Origin of the sequence: Bradyrhizobium icense, assembly GCF_001693385.1 — a bacterium.
In the GTDB taxonomy this organism is placed as follows: domain Bacteria; phylum Pseudomonadota; class Alphaproteobacteria; order Rhizobiales; family Xanthobacteraceae; genus Bradyrhizobium; species Bradyrhizobium icense.
In genome coordinates this window covers 1,205,524-1,227,479 of record NZ_CP016428.1, presented here as the reverse complement: position 1 = coordinate 1,227,479, position 21,956 = coordinate 1,205,524, and the positions used below count along the sequence as shown (strand labels likewise).

Genomic DNA, 21,956 nt, shown 5'->3' with positions numbered 1-21,956 from the left:
GCCGCCGGGATCACATAGAGATCAGATCAGGCCGACTTCCTGGAACTTCGCGGTGACGATGTCCTTGTCGAACGGCTTCATGATGTATTCGTTGGCACCGGCATGCAGCGCACGCGCGATGTGCGCGACGTCGTTTTCGGTGGTGCAGAACACCACCTTGGGCGCGTCGCCACCGGGCATGCGGCGCAGATTGCCGAGGAATTCGTAGCCGTCCATGACAGGCATGTTCCAGTCGAGCAGAACCGCCTCGGGCATCGCGCGCTTGCAGACTTCAAGCGCTTTCTGGCCGTCCTCGGCCTCGACGATTTGAAAGTCGAGACCTTCGAGGATGCGTCGTGCGACCTTTCGGATGACGCTCGAGTCATCTACGACCAGACATGTTTTCATTTTAGGCCTCCAGTTCCAGCAATCCCAGCAGGGACGTTTTAATTCCAGGTTCGATCTTTATGCCGCCATCAGGTCGGGCATGATTTCGAGCACGCGATCGACATCGAGGACGACCATGAGCTGGCCGTCGAGGCGGTGCACGCCGCCGGCGAGCTTGGCGAAGCGGGCATCCAGGTTGACGGGATTTTCCTCGCGGCCATTGTCCGGCAGCCGCAGCACCTCGCCGATCTGGTCGATCAGGAGGCCGTAGGATTCGCCTCTGAGGTCGACGCCGACCGCCATCGGCGGCTTGCCGTCGTCGTTCTTCGGCAAGCCCAGCCGGGCGCGCATGTCGACCACGGTGACGATGCGGCCGCGCAGATTGAGCACGCCGGCGATCTCGGCGGAGGACAGCGGCACCCGGGTCAGCCGTTCCGGCATGAACACGTCCTGCACCCGCGAGATCGGCAGGCCGAACAATTGCCCGCCGATCACGGCGGTGACGTATTCGGCCACGGTGCCCTCGATGGTCTCGGTCTTGGTTGTCATTGGCTCGTTACCGTTCTCTCGTTTTGAGCATGATCTCTTCGGAAAACCGGTTCCCACTTTTCCGGATCATGCTCTAAGCCGCTTGCCGGGTCTCGGCGGTCTGTTCCTTCAGCGCCGCGATCAGGCCGGGACGGTCGAACTTGGCGACGTAGTCGTGGAAGCCGGCCTGCCGCCCGCGCTCGATCGCCGCCGGCGACACCAGCGAGGACAGTGCGATGATCGGCATCGTGTTCAGGTTGTTGTCGGCCCGGATCGTCTCGGCGAACTCGAAGCCGTTCATGTCGGGCATCTCGATGTCGGTCAGCACCACGTCGAAAGTCTGGCCCGAGCGCAGCGCCGACAGCCCCTCCTGCGCGTTGACGGCGACCCGCACCTTGTAGCCGGCGGCCTTCAGGACCGGCGCCAGCATGTTGCGGAAGAAGGCGCTGTCGTCGACCAAGAGCACCGATTGCGCCGTCGAGGAGGCCCGCATCTCCTTGCGCGAGAACCAGTCGGCGAACGCCATCGGCAGGAAGTGGCCGACGTCGATCACCTCGGTGGCCTGGCCCTTGATCACGGCCGACCCGAGGATGCCGTCCTGCTGGCCGGCGACCTCGATGTGCAGCCGCTCCTCGACGATGTCGATGATCTCGTCGACCACGAGCCCCATCGAGCGGCCGTCGTCGGCGAACACCAGAATCGGCTGCGAGCCTTGCGTCTGCACGGTGACCCCGGCCATCTGCACCAGGGGCATCAACTGCTCGCGGTACTGCACCATGTAGCGGCCGTTGGAGAGCTCGATCTTGTCGGTGGCGATCTCCTCCAGCCGGGTGACGAGGCCGAGCGGCACCGCCTTGGGCTGCGAGGAGCCGGCGCGGAACACGAGCAGCGAGGTGAGCTGTTCGCCGGACATGGCATGCGCCGCGGAGGCCTCGTCGGCCATCTCATGGGCCGAGGAGCCGGAGGCGCCGAGCGCTTTGGCAATGCCGTTGGGGTCGATGATCATGATCACGGCGCCGTCGCCCAGAATGGTGTTGCCGGAGAACATGTCGATGTGGCGCAGCTTGGTCGACATCGGCTTGACCACGATTTCTTCGGTGTGGAACACGCCGTCGACCACGATGCCGAAGGTCTGGCTGCCGACCTGGGTGACCACGATAAAGCCGTTCTCGGGGTCGCTGGACGAGCCGTCGTCGATCTTGAGGAGCTTCTTCAAATGCATCAGCGGCAGCAGCTTGTTGCGCAACCTGAGGACGGCCGTATCCTTGATGCGCTCGATGCGGTGTTCGGAGTTGGCGCGGGCGCGCACCAGCTCGACAACCGACAATTGCGGGATGGCAAAGCGGTCGCCGGCGGCTTCCACGATCAGGGCCGAGACGATCGCGAGCGTCAGCGGGATCTTGATGGTGACGCTTGAGCCCTCGCCGGCCACGCTCTTGATGTCGATGGTGCCGCCGATCTGGTCGATATTGGTGCGCACCACGTCCATGCCGACGCCGCGGCCGGAGACCGAGGTGACCTGGGCAGCGGTGGAGAAGCCCGGCGCGAAGATGAACTTGTGGATCTGGGCTTCGGTCATCTTCTCCAGCTCGGTCTCGGTGACGAGACCATTCTGCAGCGCCTTGGCCTTGATCCGCTCGGTGTTCAGCCCGCGGCCGTTATCGGCAATGCAGATGATGATGTGGCCGCCCTCGTGATAGGCCGACAATCGGATGGTGCCCTGCTCGCCCTTGCCGGCCGCGAGCCGCTCGGCCGGCGTCTCCAGGCCGTGGTCGGCGGAGTTGCGCACCATGTGGGTCAAGGGATCCTTGATCAGGTCGAGCACCTGGCGGTCGAGCTCGGTGTCGGCGCCGTGCATCTCGAGTTCGATCTGCTTGCCGAGTTCGCCGGAGAGGTCGCGGACGATGCGCGGCAGCTTCTGCCAGGCGTTGCCGATCGGCTGCATCCGCGTCTTCATGACGCCTTCCTGCAGCTCGGCGGTGACGTTGGAGAGCCGCTGCAGCGGCACCTTGAACTCGGTGTCCTCGTTGCGGCGGGAGATCTCCAGGAGCTGGTTGCGGGTCAAGACCAGCTCGGAGACCATGGTCATCAAATGTTCGAGGGTGTCGACGTTGACGCGGATCGACTGGTTGGCGATCTTGTCGGCGACCTCGCCGTCGGCCTCGACGGCGACGGCACGCTTGGCCGGCTTGGCCTTGGCTTCCTTTGCAGCTTCTTTCGCCTCAGGCGCCGGCGCAGCCTTGGCGACCGGCGCGGGCGCGACTTCGGTCTCGGTTTCGCGGAAGGCGCGTTCGAGGTCGTCGAGCGAGACCTCGCCCGGACGCAACGGGCGTTCCAGCACCTGCTCGACCAGCGTGCCCGACGTGACCTGAGGCTTCGCCGGCGGCGCGGCCACGACGGGCGCAGGCGCCGGTTCAGGCTGCGCTTCCGCATGGTGGCCGCCTTCGGCCATCGCATGCAGCTTCTCGATCAGGTCTTCGTCGGTGCCCTCGGGCTCGGTCTCGGTGGCTTCCAGACCGGCGAGAATTTCCTTGATGCGGTCGATGCTCGACAGGATCAGCGTCACGGCCTCCGCCTTGACCGGCATGCCGTCGCGGAACTTGCCCATCAAGGTCTCGCCGGCATGGGCGAGCGCTTCCAGCCGCGGCAGGCCCAGAAAGCCGCAGGTGCCCTTGATGGTGTGGACCAGGCGGAAGATGTTATCGAGGATCTTCGCGTCGCTCGGGTCCTGCTCGAACCGCACCAACTGATTGTCGACCGTATCCAGGCTCTCGCTGGTTTCGGTCAGGAACTCCCGCAACAAATCATCCATGAAACTGGCCTTCGCACGCACCGGCACGCGACATCGACGTGCCTTACGGAACGGGGCCAGCTTCTATGCAAAGCGTTTAATATTGGTTGAGCAAATGGAAAAGAACGGGATCAACAAAGAGATAAGGCGGCAGAAATGAATTCTGCCGCCTGTTTTCAACGGTTGGTTAACCATGTCGGCGTGGTCGCGCGCTCAGGAAGCGGTAACGAGCACCTTCTCACCGTCCAGCGCAAGCGTCACGCTCAGCCCGCAGGCCTGCGCCAACAGCCGCGTATAGTAAGGCTGCACCGCATGCGCGTCGACGGCCGCCGTCGAACTCGCGCTCACGAGATCGGCGATATTCTGCGGCACGCGAGCGTTGAGGCCGGAAGACGTGACGCGAAAACCCATCGTCTCGCCGTCGCCGATCGGATCGATCGTCAGCGTGCCGCCGCGCGGAATCGTTTGCTGCGCAATGATCAGCATGTTCAACAGCAGCTTGACGCGGTTCTTCGGCAGCAAGAGGCGCGGCAGATTCCAGGTGATGGTGATCTTGCCGTCCTCGATGTGGCCGCGCGCCATGGTCTGGGCGTCGCCGAGATCGATCTGCGCGCCCGCCGACCCCGCAGCGCCAAACGCCAGCCGGCAGAACTGCAACCGCGCGGAGGCGGTCTTGGCGCTCTTGCGGATCAGGTCGAGCGCGAAATCGCGGTCTTCGGGCTTCGGGTTGTCGTCAAGCACCTCGAGCCCATTGACGATCGCGCCAACCGGGCTGATGAGATCGTGACAAACTCGCGAACACAACAGCGCCGCAAGTTCGAGGGTATCGGGAGCCGGACCGGGAGACGAAGTGCCAGACATCATGGGTTCCTGGAAAGCCGCCGAGTCGCGATTGCTGGCGGGCCGTTACGAATCACGCTTGCTTGTCGATTTGATACACTGCGCAGCCCTGTGCTGCCAGCACAGGGCGGCCATGGTAAGGCAGGACGAACCGCAAATGGGCCGAGCTCATGAATGAAGCACGTCCACTCGACCGTGAGGCCGCAGCAGCTCTGATCGAACCGCTGACCGAGATCGTGATCCGGGCCGGCGCCGCTATCCTCGCCGTCAACCGTTCCGCCATGAAAGTCGACGGCAAGACCGACGGCTCGCCGGTAACGGAGGCCGATCTGGCGGCCGATCGAATCATCGCCGAGGGCCTTGCCCAAGTGGCACCCGAAATACCTGCGCTGTCGGAAGAGCGCGCCCAAACGTCCGCGCTGCCCAATAAGGACAGCTTCTTTCTGATCGACCCGCTCGACGGCACCAAGGAATTCGTAGCCGGCCGCAACGAATTCACCGTCAACCTGGCGCTGGTGACCCACGGCGTGCCGCTGCTTGGCATTATCAGCGCACCCGCGCTCGGGCTGATCTGGCGCGGCATTGTCGGACGCGGCGCCGAGCGGCTGACGCTCGGCAAGGGTAAGCCGCTGGTCGAGCCGATTCATACCCGCCCTTGCCCGCCGCGCGGCCAGCCATGGACCGTCGCGGTCAGCCGCTCGCATGGCGACGCCAGAACCGAAGCCTTTATTGCCGAAAGACCGGGGGCGGTACGGTGCGAGCTTGGCTCGGCGGTCAAACTGGGCCGGGTGGCCGAAGGCTCCGTCGATATCTATCCCCGGCTCTCGCCGACCTCGGAATGGGACATAGCGGCGGGCCATGCGGTCGTCGCGGCCGCCGGCGGCAGGATCGCGGATTCAAACGGCGCCGCCCTGCAATTTGGCACGGGACGGATGGGCTTCATCGTTCCGGAATTCATCGCCTGGGGCGATCCGACGGCACTGTTCCCGGGGTCGCTCGCTCGCCCGGGCTAGGGAAGTTTGCTACAGGCGAAACTACTGCGCCAGCCCTTGCTCCAGCCCCGGCCAGCGCGCGACGGCGTCTTTCAGGAAACGCGCCGGCTCGGCGGCGAATGCATCGCGGTTGTCCTCGCGGCCGAACAAATAGAGCCGCTGGCCCGCAACCACCCAGAAGCGCGGGTTGCCCGGATAGGTTACCCCCCGCCCCAGATCGACCGGGTCATAGCCACCGAACTGAGGCCCGTAGATTTCCGGATGCGCGACGAAAGAGGCGCGATTGCCCTCGTTGCGGAAACGCCAGACGGCGCCGGCTTCGCGAGCCTCGAAATCAGGCAACCCCTCGATGGCCATTGATTCCGTAAAATAGGCGACGGGATCGAAGCCTCCGATCGCGAGGCCGGAATAGCGGTTCACCACCACCCGCTCGGTGGTCGCGGCGCGCGCGGCAAAATCAAGGCTGGCTACGCAAAAAAACCCTGCCAATAAGGCAAAAAGGGCCATTTGGGGGCGCCAACCGTATCTTTCCTGCCGTTGTGCCGTCATCAACAACGCCCATTTGGTTGGGTCGATGGCATGAAACTGCCTTTCGCCAGAAGAGATAGGCACCTATTCGTATCAATACCGTCAACGCCGTTGTAGCGCGCTCACACCGCTTTGAGGCTAGGCCGCCCAATGCGCTCCGGCGGTTCAGTATTGCCGGTAAGCCCGAAAACCAAATTCTCCAGTTCCTGTGTCGGAAGTTGCAGATCGGCTGCAATCTGGTTCTTGGAAATCCGCTCGCCCCAAAGCTCGGTGAAGACCTTCTTCCAAATCACTGACTGTTCTCTCGGCAAGCCATTAGGCTCATCGGTCCGATAGCCTCTTTGATTGATCTGGATACAGAACGTCCGGTACTGCCAGTCGCTCAATATGCCCAGTTTATGCAGGCGATAGGCGAGAGCAGACGTTGATACCCCCCAACGCCTTTTAGCGGCGACTAAATCGTCAAGCCTTCTGACGAACGGAATGCGCGATCTAACATCCGCCGTTGGCATCAAGAATGAGGAGGCAAAGTTGTTTGCTTCCATTTCCGCATCACGTCCTTGCCGAGGACCGCCGTGCTTGTGCAGAACCAAATGCGCTAATTCGTGCGCAGCATCTAGGCGGCTTCGCTCTGCCGACTTGAAGGTGTTTAGAAACACGTACGGGACATCATTTCGCCAACAGGAAAAAGCGTCCACGTTCTTCGTATTCTCAGCTAACGAAAATACCCGGACGCCCTTTGCCTCCAACAGCTTAATCATGCTGCTGATCGGCTGCTCACCAAGAGCCCAGACCTGCCGAAGCGTTCTGGCTGCGGCAGCCGGGTCGCGCTCATGAGACAAGTCTATGAGTTGCGGTTCCGGCAAGTTGAACTTAGTCGAAATGTAATCCGAGAATAGATACGCCAATGAACCTGATGCCAACGCCGCGTCGCGTTCGCGAGCAGTCATCGACGTCAGGCTGCGGAAACTGGCCGAGTTCTTGTCCAGATCATCAATGTCGTCGCCAAAAAAGAACTCTCTTGGGAACCCGAGCTTTCTTGCGATCAAATCGACCGTCTCCGGCTCCGGCTCATTGTTCGCCTTCTCTAAGCGAGTGACTGTAACCGGCGACATACCGATCAGTTCAGCCAGTCCTTTGCTGCTGAGCCGCCGCCGTTTCCGGGCGAGGCTCAATCTCTGCGGATTGAACATCGAACTTAGCGCTTCCGCGTGACGTTGATTTCGAAATCCTGCGCCGGGCCCTCGTCGCCATCGATCACCTGCGGCATCATGCTGGCCCACTCGCCCGCCTTGATGATGTAAATGCGCTCGTTGAAGCCCTTAAACTGGCCATCTTCAATGCGCTTCGGGAACGAAAGCTCCGCGCGCACATCATCGCCATTGATGTAGACGAAGAGGTACCAGAGCGCGGCGTTTTCGCGCTGATGCTTTTCACGTTCTTCTGCGTCGAATTCGGGAAAAAGGTTCTGCTGGCCCAGATCGACGGCCTTGCTGGCAGCGGGGCCCTTATTGGAAATCGCCTTCGGGTCGCGGTTGTCCTCGCATGCGCTGTCGGCATTCTGGAAAACGATCTTGACGCCAGTTCTAGGATCGAAGGTAGCTTCAATGTTTCCGGTCCGGTCGATTTCCCAACCTTTGGAGCGCAGAGCATCGCGCAAGGCGCCGGTTCCATAGATGTAAGAAAGCTGTCCGGCTGCATTGACGGGCTGGTTCAGGACAAAGCCTGCCTTGGCGGCGACGGCCTGATGGACAACTCCGATCAATTCAGGGGCGGACAGGCCGAGTTGATCCAAACGAGACGCGACTTCGTATTCCTGTGCAATAATGCGGTCGGCAGGCATTCGGGGGTCTCATGTTAATTTTCGGGACCTCATTTGTGGCAGAGAAAATTAACATGGTCAAGCCAAACTGCGCTTCTCAACCGATTTTCCCAGCTTTTGCACGTCCACCCGGTGCCTTTGCCCCGTTTTCATGTAGAAACTTGCCCGTATCAATTCCGGCAATGCCGTTGTGCCGTCATAGTTGGTGCCGATAACATGCGAGTCGAGGGGACACTGGGCGCAACCTAGAGCCATGCTGTTGGCGTCAGGTTAAGGCGGCGGCCAGAATTTCGATGCCAGGGGTTCTTTCATGACGTTTGCTTCACGCCTTGCCGCGGTGACGTTCGCCGCGCTGATGTGCTGGACCGTGCCAGCTTCCGCGCAGCAGGCGCCGCCACCGGCGTACCCGGCGCAGCAGCCGGGGCCTGGGCCTTATCCGCCGCCGCAGCGCCAGCCGGGACCCGAGACATTCGGGCCCGAGGAGCTGGTGTCGGCCGGACACAAGTTCTTCGGCAACGTCTCGCGCGGCCTGGCGTCGGTCATCGAGCGCGCGGTCAGCCAATGGGGCCTGCCCAATGGTTACGTGCTGGGCGAAGAGGGCTCAGGCGCTTTTGTGGCGGGCCTGCGGTACGGCGAAGGCACGCTCTACACCAAGAATGCCGGCGATCTGCGGGTCTACTGGCAGGGGCCATCGGTCGGCTTCGACTGGGGCGGCGACGGCGCGCGCACGATGACGCTGGTCTACAACCTGCCCGCCACCAGCGCGATCTACCAGCGCTTCGTCGGCATCGACGGCTCCGCCTACATTGTCGGCGGCTTCGGCATGACCGCGCTGACCGCCAACAACATCGTGCTGGTGCCGATCCGTTCCGGCATCGGCTTAAGGCTCGGCGCCAATGTCGGGTATCTCAAATATACTCCGCGGGCGACCTGGAACCCGTTCTAAGCCCATCTTTCAAGCAAAGACGCCAAGTCTCCCCGGACGGATTCAGGTTAACGCGGCATTGGGCTGGCGCGGGGTCGGGCTGGCGTGGCAATGTTGTTAACGATTCCTTGCCTGTGTGGAGTAACCATCCATGATCGAACCGATCATGTATCTGGCGATCGGTTTTCTGGTCTCGATGTTGTTCGGCCTGATGATCGTGCCGCTGGTGCATAACCGCGCGGTGCGCCTGACGACCCGGCGGCTGGAGGCGGCGACCCCGCTGTCAATGGCTGAAATCCAGGCCGACAAGGATCAGTTGCGCGCGGAATTCGCGATGTCGGCGCGGCGGCTCGAAATGAGCGTCGAGCAACTCAAGAACAAGACCACGAGCCAGCTCGCCGAACTCGGCAAGAAGAGCGATGCGATCAACCGCATGAAGATCGAGCTCGGCGAAAAGAACGCCACGATCTTCGCGCTCGAAGCGCGCGAGAAGGCAATGAAGGAGCAGCTACGCGCCACCGAAGAGGAATTCGCGGCCAAGACCGAACTGTTGCGCAACGCCGAGCAGGCGCTGACCGACAAGCAGGCCGAACTCGCCAGGATCAATCACGAATTGAACAACCGTTCGATGATGGCGGACAGCCGCCAGGTCGAGCTGGTCGCGGTGCGCACGCAGATCGAGGAACTGAAGGGCCGCGTCGGCGATGCCGAAAAGGAATTTTCGGCAACCCAGGCCCGCCTCACGCACGAGCGCGCCGAGTCCGAGCATGCGACGCGCGAACTGATGGACGCGCGCAGCCGCGTCGAAAACCTGAGCCAGCGCGTCACCGATCTCGACCGGCAATTGATCGTCCAGGTCAAGGAAGCCGAGATGCTCGGCAACCGCGTTGGCGACCTCGAAGCGCGGCTGGCGACGCAAGGCAAGATCCTGGCCGAACGCGAATACGAGAACAATCAGCTCCGGCAGACCAATGCGGCTGCCGAGCGCATCATGATGGATCTGCGCAACGAAGTCGCGAGCCTGTCGGGCGGCGGCACTTCCGTGGCGATCGAGAAGTTGCGCACCGAAAAGGCGGCGGTGGAAGAACAGCTTCGCATCGCCCGCGACGAGCGCGCCAAACTGCAGCGCGACATCAACGCGATCCAGCAGCAGGCCGAAAGCTCCTGGGCGACCGAGCGCATGGAAAACGCGCTGTTGCGCGAGCGTATCAACGACATCGCGGCCGAAGTTGCAAAACTCGCGATGCAGCTCGAGGGTCCGAACTCGGCGATCGAGGCCATGCTGGCGGCGGAACCCGCGCCGAAAGTGCCGGCCAAGCCCGCCAACGACGTCGCCGGTGCCGCCCCCGCCATGTCGGAAGGCGGCGGGACGCTGGCCGAGCGCATCCGCGCGCTGCAGTCGCACGCCTCGCGGGCCCGCCAGCAGGGAGCGTAATTCCCCCGCCCCACGCGAAAACGCGACGCGACGGTCCGACTGATCGCTTGACACTAGGGGTTGGTCCTTCGTAAATCGCGGGCTCTGACAGGGCCCATTGTTTGCCCACACTTCCCGGACGCATAGCTCAGCGGGAGAGCGTTCCCTTCACACGGGAGAGGTCCAAGGTTCGATCCCTTGTGCGTCCACCATTAAATCTTTATTTTCAATCATTTGCTGAACCAATTCCCTGAAGGCGTGCCCCAAAAAGCTGGGGCACAACAGGGGCATGCGGCGATGCCGACGCCAATCAAGAGTTGGCTGATCAATTACGACGATATCCGTGTGGACAGCATGTTCTTCCTGAAGTTCGTCTCGCGCGGATGATGGACGCAGACATGGTCGCGCTGTTCAAGCGTGAGAGCGGCCGGAGCCGGAACGCCGACCGAATGCGTCAAAGAGGAAGCTGCGCTTGAAGCATTGCCGCCGTGTCGAGGAACGACGGATGGTCTTCCGCCCTTCTGCCGTGACTGGCTATTTAGAGACAAGGATCGGTTCACCGGACCTGGGTGTGGAGGCAACTTCCGCCAGGAGCAGCAGCCAACGGCGTGCCTCGTTGAAGATCAGGAATTCGCGGCTTACGCGGTCACGCGCATTTCGTCCCCAGACCTCGCGCTCCTTGTCATCTGCGAGCATCGCATCGAGCGTGTCTGCGACCGCCTAAGCATTCCCGGGATCATCCACGAGACGGCCTGTAGTTCCATCGACAAGTTGAGCCCGAATACCTGCCGCTGCACCTCCCATCACCGGACGAGTCTTCCACATTGCCTCGGCAACGGTGAGACCGAAGCCTTCACGAACTGAGTTTTGCACTACGACCGTTGAACAGCGCTGTAAGGCATTCACCATCAGCGCGTTTTGCTTAACCGAGGCCAAAGGCAGCTTTAGAATCGCGATTTCATGCTTGAGTTCAGGCGGCAAGTTGCTCCATCGCTCACATAACTCGGTCAATACTTCCAAGGCTTCGGGATCATCCTGTACACCTTCCGGCTCAGGACCGGCGAGGACCAGCCGCGCGTGATCAATGGAGAGTTGGTGCCGATCGCTCCGGGCCCGTGCAGGCTTTCCTCTCTTGAGGAGCACGAAAGCATCCAGCAACGGGCCGACGCCCTTCAGCCGGTCCCATCGAGAGATCTGGGTCAGTATAGGACGGAAGAGCAGGCCTAGGTCCTCCGGGAACACCGCAGACTTGAAGCTCCCATCGACTTGGAGCCGTAAAGCCGGCGCCTCGAACGGCGGAGTGAGCACCGGATGCATCGTCGCAGCCAACGCGGCGTCGATCAGGATGCCCGATGTCTTAGGCACCGAGAGTTCGCGGTTCTTGTGCGTCAGCGGGTCTATCCCTGGCGGGATGATCGCTGCCTTTCCTGATAGAAAAGAAGGTACGTATGCGTCGAGCGTGAAGATGCTGCGGTCGTATGCGAGGACATCGGCCTTCAGAAACTGCCAAGCCTCTTCACTAACAGGTACGGTCTGGTCGAAACCGACGTGACAGCGCCAGATCGTCGGCAGGCCGCGCTTCGCTTTTAGGCGCGCACCCATTCCAAGCGGCTGTGGGTCATGAACGATCAAGATGTCGTCGGAGCCGAGTTCGCTGGCGAACTCATCGGCAAGCCGGGTGCTCACACCATCGTAGAGCTCGCGGTCCCGTCGGCCAAGTCCGGTCTTGCCCACGCCGTGCAGATGGTTATGGACGCGCTTTGTTAATGCGAAGAACGCCGGGTCCGGGCTGTGGATAACAACCCATTCCACAGAGAGTCCGAGCTGTCGCATCAAGGAAACGACACGGGGCAGGCCCTCGGCCACGCCACCTCCCTGCCTCGTCGAACTGACCATCCATATCTTGCGGCCGGTCAGTAGCGGCACGGAAATTCGCGCGGCGGCCTCGAGATCCGCAACCTGCGAGGTCAAGTAGTTGTACTCGGCGTAGTCTTCGAGCCGGTAGCCTGGCTCAACTTCGACGGATTCAATATGGACGTTCATTCTCTCTCCATCGCGGCGAATTGCCGATAGCAGCAGCGCCCTGAACGGCGGGAGATGCTTGGACTCGTATCGACCTACAACTCGGACAGTTTTCGTTGGTTTCCACGCCACAGGGGACGTCCGCCGGCGACCCGACGCACAATTCTGGAGGCACGAAGTATCGCTGCGAGACGCAATGCATACGCCGCAATGTCCTTGATAAGGACTGCAAGGACCGGCCGGGGCTTCAGCTCGAAGAAGCTCACGAAAATCGGAATCGCGTACGCAAAGCAGGCCGAACACTTTTGGGGATTGTCAATATATCGAACAGAAAAATGGATTCCAGCAGCGGCCAAATGACCGACCTCGCCGAGCGGTGGCTGGCGAGCAAACGGTCAATCATTTCGTCCTGACCGTCGGACAGTAGTGCACCATGGCGCGGCTCCCCGAGGATACCTGACAAGGTTAGCAGGTATGAAAGCCCACGATCATGTGCAATCTCGACCGGCGCAGTCGCAAGGCCATATGTTCTGCATTCGACGCAAGGATAGCATAGCGTGAACGTCATCGTTGAACTGAACGATCAAGCCGACCGCTCATTGCTCATCGTCGAGGACGACAAGCCGTTCCTGGAGCGCCTGTCACGCGTTATGGCGATGCGCGGCTTCATCGTGACCTCCTGCGATAGCGTGTCCGCCGGTCTCGCGCAGATCGGCGAGGCCGCGCCCACGTTTGCAGTGGTCGATCTCCGTCTAGGTGACGGCAGCGGCCTTGACGTCGTCTCCGCGCTGAAGCTCAAGCGCCCGGATGCACGCGCGATCGTGCTCACCGGCTACGGCAACATCGCCACCGCGGTCACCGCGGTGAAGATGGGTGCGATCGACTATCTCTCAAAGCCCGCAGACGCCGACGACGTCGCTGCGGCGCTCTTGGCGAGAGGCACCGAGAAATACGAGCCGCCGGCCAATCCAATGTCGGCCGACCGCGTTCGGTGGGAACACATCCAGCGCATCTACGAGAAGTGCAACCACAACGTCTCGGAATCCGCGCGCCGGCTCAAGATGCACCGCCGCACCCTGCAGCGGATTCTCGCGAAGCGCGCGCCGCGGTAATGTGCTGGATGATGTCGCGCGTCGACGATACAAGCCCCCCTGGCGTATCGAGTTGAATGACCAAGCAACGCGCTCTTTCTTGGCGCGCCTTGGCAAGCGCATCGCAGATCAGCCGCGTTGCTGCGGCTCCGATTGCGCCTTTTGATTTCGGCTACAAGGATGCCCTCGCTTCGCTCGGCAGCGAGGTGGCTGTCAACAGTCAGGAATGATGGACGTCCATCGTAGCCACGATAGGCTAGGTTTGACGTCCACCAGGCTCGCATACTGGGCAGAGTCGTTCGCGTTGCGATCGGCGCGCTGGACAGCCAATAATTTTGTCACACGGTCTCGGCGCTGTACACCTGTAAGCTTTGACAGGGTGTTGAAAGGCTCGCGCCATGCTGTGCTGCCATCCAGAGGGCACGTCCGACACCCTCGAAATGGCTGATGAAAGCGCCATCGACTCATTACTGCCCTGGGCGCTGCCCCCGCGTCTGGGGCATTTTTGCGTGTTGCTTCCATTTTCAGCGCGCCTTCGTGGGATCAAGACCTCGCGACACTGCACCTCAATTCGCGTCACCCGGATTACGATCGGGCGGCGGTTCAGCGGCTGGTTCAAACGGCACCGGCCTCTCGAGGACGATCGGCGCGACGCCACCATCAGGCTGGTCTGCAATCGGAGCGGCGAAATTTAAGCTATATTCTTCTCCGGCAGGGCGCCGGAGAAGATGTGCGGTCCAAGCACTATCGCGGAAGCATTCTTTGCTCCCGCTCGCGAACCGGAGCTGAATCATGGGCGGGCGACGGGTACGGTCTGGTTCGACAATCTGTTGGGCCGAGCGCTTACTTCGGTGGTCGAACAGAACATAGTGGTGGTGCTTTGCGCGATTGACCGATGGGCTGTCGCGTCCGACGTTGATTGCGCAGATCTCAAAGAGAGAGCGTGCGCGGCTCCTCTGCGCCGAAAGCGCGGATGTCGATACGGTTGTCGTAGACCTGGACGATCGAAAAGGCCGTTGTGGTCGGGGTCTCGACCATGCCTTTGAAGTTGACGAAGTATTTGCGGCCGATCGCGCCGAAATTGCCCGCGTGGTTGTGGCCGTTGATGTAGAGGAGGAAGTTGTCGTAACTGGTCAAGAGATCGACCAGCCGGGTATCGTCCCAAAGATTGAGATCGTGGACCGGGTAGATGGGGTAGTGGCCCATCACGATAACGCGCTCGCCGGCCGCCTTCGCTTTGTTCATCACCTGCTGGATCCAGGCGAACTGCTCGTCGGAAATGCCGCCATTCACGTCGTGGGCGTTGCACGCGCCGGCGGCTTTCATGGTGGAAATGCGCCGGTTGGCCGCCGCGTAGTTCTCCGTGCCCTTGGCATTGGCGAAAAGGCTGATTTCATTGCCGTCGACGACGATGAAGCGATGCCCGCCGCCGAGGAAGTCGTAATAGGCGCGCCGCAATCCAAGCGTCTGAAGAACGGAGTTCAGGTAATCACCCGCCACGTAATAATCGTGATTTCCAAGGACGAAGAAGTTTGGGTGCGCGAGTGCTTTGTAGAGGGGCAGCAGGTGAGCATAGCTGCCCCACTCCCGATCAATGATGTCGCCGAGCGTGACGACGAATGCGAGGTCCTCGCGGTTGAAGACCTTGATTGCCTCGCTGAGCTTCCAGAGCGTGTTCGAAAAATACCGCGTACCGCTCGGCGCGATAGGAGCGTATTGCGGATCGGCGACCACGCCGAAGCGGAAGAGCGGACTCCCTGTCATCCGCTCAGCCGCCATCGAGAAGTCAGCGAAAGGAGTTACCAGAGCAGCAGCACTCCCTGCCCGGAGAAGCTGGCGCCGCGTCAGCATCCGATCTTGTTGTTCCCTGCCACCACATCCGCCAATAGGCGGAGTGCCCAAAATGATGGCATCGCAAGTACCACGCCACGCTCTGCTGCGCAACGTCCCCCTTCGGGTTCCCGACGTTCCCGTGAACGCTACGCGTTAGTCGGTTCCATCGCGCAGAACATCCGTGATGTCATGGAAGTCGTAGATCCTGAATGTGTCCGGAAACGCATAGGTCCGCTCCGGAAGGCGCTTGAGCTCCGTGCCGAAGTACTTGTCGAACACAATTCTGAACGTGTTGACTGACGTGACCTGCGGGTTCAGATCGCGGTAGTCGCCGTCGGAAAAATAGAACGCGTTCAGGATGCCCATCTTCTCCCGCAACTCGTCGATGGTTGCATCAAGCCACGAGCGGTCTTCGCTACGATATCTCGGCGGGAACGGCCCCTCGTCCGACTGGATGACGATGACCGGCTTCGGCCCGTCCGTGGCGAGCAGAGCCGAGACGACGTCCTTGATCAGCGAGTTGGCATACCGGACCTGCTCGACATACTTTTCCGTATCGGTGCGCTCAACCTGGTCGACTGATGGGCACCGTCCGTCCGAACCGAACACATAGGGATCGTGCGGCACGAGGACGTGAGCGAACACGAAGGCTTTATCGCCGCGCCTCGCGATCTCCTTTATCTTCTCGATCTGGCGCGGCACTCGATAGCACTGACCAAGGTCCGATTTTAAGCGCTTGGCAACAGTGTTGTCCGGCGCCAGCGCGTCGACGATCGGTGCCACGATTGTTCCCCGCAGGTACCAGTAGTTGAATTCAGATAGTCCGAAGCTGTGATTTTCGTCGGCGTGTGGATTGCTCTGAGTCGGCCCCCACCAGCTACCGAACTGGATGAACTTGTGGTCGCGGGATTTCAGGAAGCGGCCGACACGGTGGTCTTTGAGCATGTCGTAGAGAGGACGCCAGTCTCCGGTCCTGCTCCGCGGGTCCTCCGTCAGAAAATCGAGATAGCCCATATGGAACGTCGAAGCGAGCGAGTGCGCTGTCTTCAGATAGTTTGCGCGGCTGTTTGAAGCGACGTAGAAACCCTTCTCCTTGAGAAAACCCACAAGATCACTGTTATCGAAGCCATAGTAGTCGGCAAGAACCGGCTGCGAGCCGTATCGGTCGAAAATAAAATAGAAGAGCTGGCGCGGCGTATTGTTCGCGGCCGCGGCATCGACGATCACAGATCGCTGGGCCGCGGACGCCTCATCGACCGCGGCGGGAGCAAGGTGGGCGGTGCGGCTGGTCTGCCAGGAATACGAGGCGATCTGCCAGACCGGAACGACGAAAATCATCAGCGCGATGCCATTCAAGACGACATTCGCCGGAGAGAAGTCGATGCGTGGCCAAGCCACCGCCGCAAAGATGACGGCCGAGACCGCAATCATGAGCGGCAATGCCGCAACGGGCGTAAGGCCAAGTCCGGCATACTGATTCACCGCATCAACGATATCACCATAGAAGAGGCCTACGACCACAGCGGCGCTGGCGAGGATGGCTGCCTTTGCCCGAGAACCCCCAAGAACCGAGGCGAAAGCGAGAAAGAGGAGTGCCGCCGCTGCAAGTGCCGCGCCCAGCGCGGCAAGCAAATCGGCAATGTAAAGTCCGCGGAGATTCGTGGCATAAAGTCTGACGACGGACGTGCCTGCGAAAAGGAAGGGATGCAGCGCCAGGGTGGCGATACCCCACAGGACGGAGTTGATCCGAGCTCTATCCGGCTTCGCGCTCGCTTGCACTGCGGAATTCCACTCTGGCTTGCTTCACAGTCGTCCGCTCGTCACCGAGAAGCGACTTCGAACAGCCGCGCCCACCAACACACCCTATCCGCTGTTGATCAAGCAGATCTCGCGACAATTCGTCTCGCAACTTGCGTGACAGTTCTATGAACCATCTGCTGCGCGACGCGTTCCTCACGTTGTCAAGATAGCCCGGATGTTCCGTGTCCGGCTCTTCCCGGCGGGAGAAACTCAGATGCACAGGTTCCGCGCCCAGAGCTTCCGACTGACCCTGGCCATGATCGCCGTCTGCGTATCGACATCCTCGGCACATGCCTATCTGGACCCGGGCACTGGCAGCATCATCCTGCAGGTTCTGCTAGGCGGCATCGCGGGGCTTGTGCTCGCCATTAAGCTCTACTGGCACAAGTTTCTTTCGCTCAGCGGCTTAAGCAGCCCCGCGCGGAAAAGCGGACGCAGCGAGCCGAACGCCGGAATCGATGAGCGCAGCGGATCGTGACAACAACGCGGCGCATGCGGCTGGCGCGTCCGGCGAGACGGCTAGAGCGTTTTCCAGCGAAGTGGACACCGGTTCGCGTCAAGAAAACGCGTCAAAACAAAAACCTAGAGCCCGGTTCTGATTCAATCAGAACCGAAAAGGCTCTAGCTCAGGCATTTCAGTGAGCGCGCACAGAACGCAGAGCAATGCGCCTGCCGAACCCATTTCCCGGGAGCCCGGTTCATATCGCGACCGGAACGGTGCCGTCTATTGCCGCGATGGCGAGATCTTCCGCGGTATCAACGCAAAGGCTCTTGCGAATTGGACGCATCTGACCGCAACGCATTTCTTCCAGGACTTCACGAAGCGCGGAAGCATCGTACCGACCGAAATGGTCAGCGAGCCGGATTGGGGAAATTCCGCCCCACCATGGGCGGCCGTTCTTAAGCACGACCTCATCCCTTTTGTTTCCTATCCTTACGAATGGACGTTCGGCATGCTGAAGGATGCAGCCCTGCTACATCTTGAGCTGATGTTGGCAGCGCTGGAGGAGGACTTCATTCTGAAGGATTCCTCGCCCTACAACGTGCAATGGCACGGCGCGCGGCCGGTGTTCATCGACATTCCTTCCTTCGAGGTGCTGCTGCCAGGGCAGCCCTGGGTTGGATATCGCCAATTCTGCGAACTATTTCTGTATCCGCTCATGCTGCTCGCCTACAAACGAGTCGATTTCCGGCCCTGGCTGCGCGGCAGCATTGACGGCATTTCGGCCGCATCGCTGCAGCCGCTGCTTTCGCTCCGCGATCTAGTGCGGCCGGGCGTCGCGATGCATGTCGTGGCGCACAACGCGCTCCAGCGGCGCTATTCCGGCGGGAAAGGTAATGTAAGAGGTGCGCTCGCTGATGCGGGATTTGACAAGGGGTTGATCGTCCGCAACGTGTTGAACTTGCGGAAAATCATCTCCAGGATGGCGCTTGGAAGCAGTAAGACCGCGTGGTCGAATTACGCGAGGGCGCACAGCTATGGTGAGGCGGATTTCGCGGCAAAATGCGCCTTCGTGCGCAGTGCTACCGGTTCCCGCCGGTGGCGGCGCGTCTGGGACCTCGGCTGCAACACGGGTACCTTCTCGAAGATCGTCGCTAAACATGCGAATTACGTGGTGGCGATGGATGGCGACTGGATGGCCGTGGAGCATCTCTATCAAAGCCTGAAGAGAGATCCCTGCGGCGGCTCGATTCTGCCTCTCGTCATCGATCTTTCGGATCCCTCGCCCGGTCAAGGCTGGCGCGGCAGGGAGCGCAAGCCCTTGCCGGATCGCGGCAAGCCGGACCTCACCCTCTGCCTGGCGCTTATCCATCATGTCGTAATCGGCGAAAACGTTCCCATGACCGACTTCATAGACTGGCTGGCGAGTCTCGGCACCGCGCTGGTCATCGAGTTTATCGGTCGCGACGACGAGATGGTCGAGTTGCTGCTGCGAAACAAGGACGAACAGTACGACGACTATCGGCTCGAGGTCTTTGAGGCTTTGCTGTCCGAGCACTTCGAGATTCGCGATCGCCAGACGCTGAAGAGCGGAAGAAGGTCAATCTACTTCGCGCTGCCGAAAAGCTGAGGCGGGTTTAGGTCGATCAACGCAACCGTCACGCAGAATCACAGCTAGGCCCGCTCGCATCGGGAAATTGCTGCGCATGTCGGCATCGCTTCCCGAGCCTTCAGCGCGACACGCCGAGCACGGTCAACCGTCGCGTCTGGCGGCCTGGCGTCTCGAATTCGATGGTCTGGCCGATCGATAGCCCGATCAGCGCAGCACCGACGGGTGTAAGAACCGAGATGCGTCCGCGCACGATGTCGGCTTCGTGCGGATAGACCAATACCACCTCCTTAAGCACACTCGTGCTCTCGTCGCGATAGATGATGCGGGATCCCATCCGGACTACACCGTCCAGGTCGCTATCATCCGGCACGACGCTCGCGCGGTCCATTTCGCGCGTGAGGAAGTGAGCCACGCGCGGAAACAGCTCCATGCTGGAGTTCGCAAGCACACTCAGCCGCCGCATCTCGTCAGTTGTGACCAGTATGGGGGGCAGTTCGGGCTCGGTCATGCGCTTCTTCTTGCTCATTGCGGTCACCCATGCAGTTAGGGGCGGTCCGGCCTGGTGGTTATCGGATCATCGTTCACGAACAGGGGAGCGGGCCCAATCAATCCGCCGGCGGTCGGCCACGGCCACCCGCGCGCCTCCTGATCTCTCGCTAGCGCTTCGTAGGTGCAAGCAAGATCAAGGTAGTCTTGCCGGGTGCGCTCTTCCGTCATCATCTCGGCGATAACTCGACACTCCTCGGCGGGATTCCTCAATCGTGAAGCGCAATGGATGAAGCGTCTCACCTTCCGAGTGCGGCTTTTCGCAGCCAGATACTGCGCCGGTCCAGAGCGTCGCAATGATGAACCCAAGCGTCTGCACCCGTCTCGCACGGCCCTACTCAGGTATCGCGAGGTATTGGTCTGCAGTCTGCGGTCGTTCGTCATAGCTGCGCGTTCCACAAGCGATTCATGCCGACAAAGCTGGTCGTTCGGTGGACGGTGCGCCAGCGTGCTGTTCATTGTTACGATGGTCCACCGCTTTCGGTTTGCAGCCGGGCAGGTAGCCGGCTGGCACGGCCTGCGCACCGTGCCAGGGCTCCTTCCGTTTGCTCAAGATCAGGGTAGCGAGAACACGGTGAGCTGACCTCCCAGTGCTGTAAAATTACTCAAGGCAGCATAGCCGCCAACAGCACCCAGTCCCGCCGTCGGCTCCGTCAGGCCCGCAGCGAGGCCGATACCAGCCCAGCCACCCACTCCGGACAGAATGGCGACGTACTGCTTGCCGCTCTGTTCGTAAGTGATGACGTTTCCGATAATGCCTGAAGGCGTCTTGAATTTGTAAAGCTCCTTGCCCGTCTTGGCGTCGACGGCTTTGAGATGGCCTTCGAGCGTTCCGTAAAAGACGACGTTGCCCGCGGTTGCCAACGCGCCGGACCACACCGAGAACTGCTCCTTGTTCGACCAGACGATCTTGCCGGTGCGAGCGTCCCAGGCAATAAAGTTGCCCATGTGATCTTCGCCGCGAGGCGGGTACATCGACAGTGTCGCCCCAACATAAGGCTGTCCAGCCGTGTAGTTCACCTTGAACGGCTCGTAGTCCATGCAGACGTGGTTCGTCGGCACGTAGAACAGGCCAGTCTCAGGTGAGAACGCGGCAGGCTGTTGATCCTTGGTTCCCAGCGCGGCTGGGCAGATCCCCTTCACATTGACGTCCTCCCGCTGGGTAGAATACTTCGAATCGACGAGCGGACGACCATAAGTCTTGGAGCTCTTGTCCATGTCGACCTTCGTCGCCCAGTTGACTACCGGATCATACTTTTCGGCCACGAGGAGTTCGCCATTGGTACGGTCAAGCGTGTAGGCAAAGCCGTTTCGATCGAAGTGAACAAGTAGCTTGCGCGGCGTACCGCCGACGGTCTGGTCGACGAGTATCATTTCGTTGACACCATCGTAGTCCCACTCGTCGTGTGGCGTCATCTGGTAGACCCACCTGGCCATTCCGCTGTCGACATCGCGTGCGAAGATCGTCATTGACCATTTGTTATCGCCTGGCCGCTGGCTCGGATTCCATGTCCCGGGATTGGCGGAGCCGTAGTAAACCAGGTTGAGTTCGGGATCATAGGAGTACCATCCCCAGGTCGTGGATCCGCCGATCTTCCACTGGTCACCCTCCCAGCTTTTGAGACTGGAGTCGCTGCCGACGGGCTTCCCGAGCTCTGTGGTCTTCTGCGGATCAATCAGCATCTCGCTATCGGGTCCGACCGAATATGCGCGCCATGCCTGCTTGCCGGTCTTTATGTCATAGGCCGTCATCGAACCGCGAACCCCGAATTCGCCGCCAGAATTTCCGACGAATACCTTGTCCTTGACTACCATCGGAGCCGAAGTGCCGGTCTCGCCCTTCGACGTGTCGCCGTTCTTGACTGACCAGACCACCTTGCCGGTCTTGGCATCCAAGGCGACCAGCGTGGTGTCAGCTTGATAGAGGAATATCTTGCCGTCGCCGTAGGCCACTCCGCGATTGACGGTGTCGCAGCACATGATGGGGATTACATTGGGATCCTGCTTCGGCTCGTACTTCCAGAGGATTCTCCCGTCGTTCTTCAAATCGAGCGCAAAGACCGGATTTGGAAATGGACCATGGACATACAGGACGTCGCCAATCATCAGCGGCCCGCCTTCGTGCCCACGCAGGACGCCAGTCGAAAACGTCCAGGCCACCTGCAGATTGGCTACATTGTCGGACGTGATCTGCTTGAGTTGTGAATAGCGATGGTTGGCATAGTTGCCCGTCGGCATCACCCATTCTTTCGGGTTTTGCGACATCTTGATCAGTTCGTCGTTGGCATTTGCCGCGTCAACGGCCAGTATTGCGGCAGCACTGAAGCAGAGCCTTGACAGAAGTTCGCGCATCAGAGTCCTCCGTGTCACACTCGTCAATTGCGCCAGCCACTGGCAGCGCCGC

General features: G+C 60.8%; 19 protein-coding genes and 1 tRNA gene. 8 read left to right on the top strand and 12 right to left on the bottom strand.

Annotated features, from left to right (window positions below; translation table 11 throughout):
* Positions 1–21: 21 nt before the first annotated feature.
* The 4 genes from LMTR13_RS05840 to chpT form a co-directional block, all read right to left on the bottom strand.
* On the bottom strand, positions 22–387 hold the full coding sequence (locus LMTR13_RS05840) for a response regulator (protein ID WP_057853338.1): 366 nt from the start codon (positions 385–387) through the stop codon (positions 22–24).
* 57 nt (positions 388–444) lie between these two features.
* Entirely contained in the window at positions 445–915 is a 471-nt protein-coding gene (locus LMTR13_RS05835) for a chemotaxis protein CheW (protein WP_065727057.1), read from the bottom strand.
* Between the two features lie 73 nt (positions 916–988).
* A complete protein-coding gene (locus LMTR13_RS05830) occupies positions 989–3,706 on the bottom strand; it encodes a hybrid sensor histidine kinase/response regulator (protein ID WP_065732460.1) in 2,718 nt (905 codons plus the stop codon).
* Positions 3,707–3,898: 192 nt separating this feature from the next.
* Positions 3,899–4,546, bottom strand: coding sequence for a histidine phosphotransferase ChpT (chpT, locus tag LMTR13_RS05825; protein WP_065732459.1), 648 nt, complete (start codon positions 4,544–4,546; stop codon positions 3,899–3,901).
* Between the two features lie 149 nt (positions 4,547–4,695).
* Here chpT and cysQ point away from each other — a divergent pair, with 149 nt between their 5' ends.
* Entirely contained in the window at positions 4,696–5,538 is an 843-nt protein-coding gene (cysQ, locus tag LMTR13_RS05820) for a 3'(2'),5'-bisphosphate nucleotidase CysQ (protein ID WP_065727056.1), read from the top strand.
* 21 nt (positions 5,539–5,559) lie between these two features.
* Here cysQ and LMTR13_RS05815 read toward each other — a convergent pair whose 3' ends face one another.
* The 3 genes from LMTR13_RS05815 to LMTR13_RS38695 form a co-directional block, all read right to left on the bottom strand.
* The gene (locus LMTR13_RS05815) at positions 5,560–6,024 is read right to left on the bottom strand and encodes a YHS domain-containing (seleno)protein (protein WP_065727055.1); all 465 of its coding nucleotides are present in this window, start codon (positions 6,022–6,024) and stop codon (positions 5,560–5,562) included.
* A 143-nt stretch (positions 6,025–6,167) separates the two neighbouring features.
* Entirely contained in the window at positions 6,168–7,238 is a 1,071-nt protein-coding gene (locus LMTR13_RS05810; protein ID WP_065727054.1) for a helix-turn-helix domain-containing protein, read from the bottom strand.
* 5 nt (positions 7,239–7,243) lie between these two features.
* The gene (locus tag LMTR13_RS38695) at positions 7,244–7,888 is read right to left on the bottom strand and encodes a hypothetical protein (RefSeq protein ID WP_083218774.1); all 645 of its coding nucleotides are present in this window, start codon (positions 7,886–7,888) and stop codon (positions 7,244–7,246) included.
* A gap of 289 nt (positions 7,889–8,177) precedes the next feature.
* On the opposite strand from LMTR13_RS38695, the gene LMTR13_RS05800 reads away from it, so the two are divergent.
* The 3 genes from LMTR13_RS05800 to LMTR13_RS05790 all read left to right on the top strand — a co-directional run bounded on the left by LMTR13_RS05800 (position 8,178) and on the right by LMTR13_RS05790 (position 10,418).
* The gene (locus LMTR13_RS05800; RefSeq protein ID WP_065727053.1) at positions 8,178–8,813 is read left to right on the top strand and encodes a DUF1134 domain-containing protein; all 636 of its coding nucleotides are present in this window, start codon (positions 8,178–8,180) and stop codon (positions 8,811–8,813) included.
* Between the two features lie 130 nt (positions 8,814–8,943).
* Positions 8,944–10,227, top strand: coding sequence for a coiled-coil domain-containing protein (locus LMTR13_RS05795; protein WP_065727052.1), 1,284 nt, complete (start codon positions 8,944–8,946; stop codon positions 10,225–10,227).
* A 116-nt stretch (positions 10,228–10,343) separates the two neighbouring features.
* Positions 10,344–10,418 (top strand) — tRNA-Val (locus LMTR13_RS05790).
* 508 nt (positions 10,419–10,926) lie between these two features.
* Here LMTR13_RS05790 and LMTR13_RS05785 read toward each other — a convergent pair.
* Positions 10,927–12,249, bottom strand: a complete 1,323-nt coding sequence (locus LMTR13_RS05785; protein ID WP_083218772.1) for a glycosyltransferase — start codon at positions 12,247–12,249, stop codon at positions 10,927–10,929.
* A 536-nt stretch (positions 12,250–12,785) separates the two neighbouring features.
* Between LMTR13_RS05785 and LMTR13_RS05780 the strand changes: the two genes are divergently transcribed.
* Positions 12,786–13,340 (top strand): ActR/PrrA/RegA family redox response regulator transcription factor, encoded by a 555-nt coding sequence (locus LMTR13_RS05780; protein ID WP_065727051.1) that lies wholly within the window; start codon positions 12,786–12,788, stop codon positions 13,338–13,340.
* 56 nt (positions 13,341–13,396) lie between these two features.
* A complete protein-coding gene (locus LMTR13_RS40290; RefSeq protein WP_156795449.1) occupies positions 13,397–13,549 on the top strand; it encodes a hypothetical protein in 153 nt (50 codons plus the stop codon).
* Positions 13,550–14,249: 700 nt separating this feature from the next.
* Here LMTR13_RS40290 and LMTR13_RS05770 read toward each other — a convergent pair.
* The gene (locus tag LMTR13_RS05770) at positions 14,250–15,083 is read right to left on the bottom strand and encodes a metallophosphoesterase (protein ID WP_065732457.1); all 834 of its coding nucleotides are present in this window, start codon (positions 15,081–15,083) and stop codon (positions 14,250–14,252) included.
* Between the two features lie 222 nt (positions 15,084–15,305).
* Complete coding sequence (locus tag LMTR13_RS05765) at positions 15,306–16,784, bottom strand: alkaline phosphatase family protein (RefSeq protein ID WP_197521011.1); 1,479 nt, start codon at positions 16,782–16,784, stop codon at positions 15,306–15,308.
* Between the two features lie 382 nt (positions 16,785–17,166).
* On the opposite strand from LMTR13_RS05765, the gene LMTR13_RS05760 reads away from it, so the two are divergent.
* Complete coding sequence (locus LMTR13_RS05760) at positions 17,167–17,430, top strand: hypothetical protein (protein WP_083218768.1); 264 nt, start codon at positions 17,167–17,169, stop codon at positions 17,428–17,430.
* Positions 17,431–17,590: 160 nt separating this feature from the next.
* A complete protein-coding gene (locus LMTR13_RS05755; protein WP_083218766.1) occupies positions 17,591–19,024 on the top strand; it encodes a methyltransferase domain-containing protein in 1,434 nt (477 codons plus the stop codon).
* A 100-nt stretch (positions 19,025–19,124) separates the two neighbouring features.
* On the opposite strand, the gene rnk is transcribed toward LMTR13_RS05755, so the two are convergent.
* Complete coding sequence (rnk, locus tag LMTR13_RS05750; protein WP_236843287.1) at positions 19,125–19,532, bottom strand: nucleoside diphosphate kinase regulator; 408 nt, start codon at positions 19,530–19,532, stop codon at positions 19,125–19,127.
* Between the two features lie 575 nt (positions 19,533–20,107).
* Complete coding sequence (gene xoxF5 / locus LMTR13_RS05740; protein WP_065727047.1) at positions 20,108–21,904, bottom strand: lanthanide-dependent methanol dehydrogenase XoxF5; 1,797 nt, start codon at positions 21,902–21,904, stop codon at positions 20,108–20,110.
* Between the last annotated feature and the right edge of the window lie 52 nt (positions 21,905–21,956).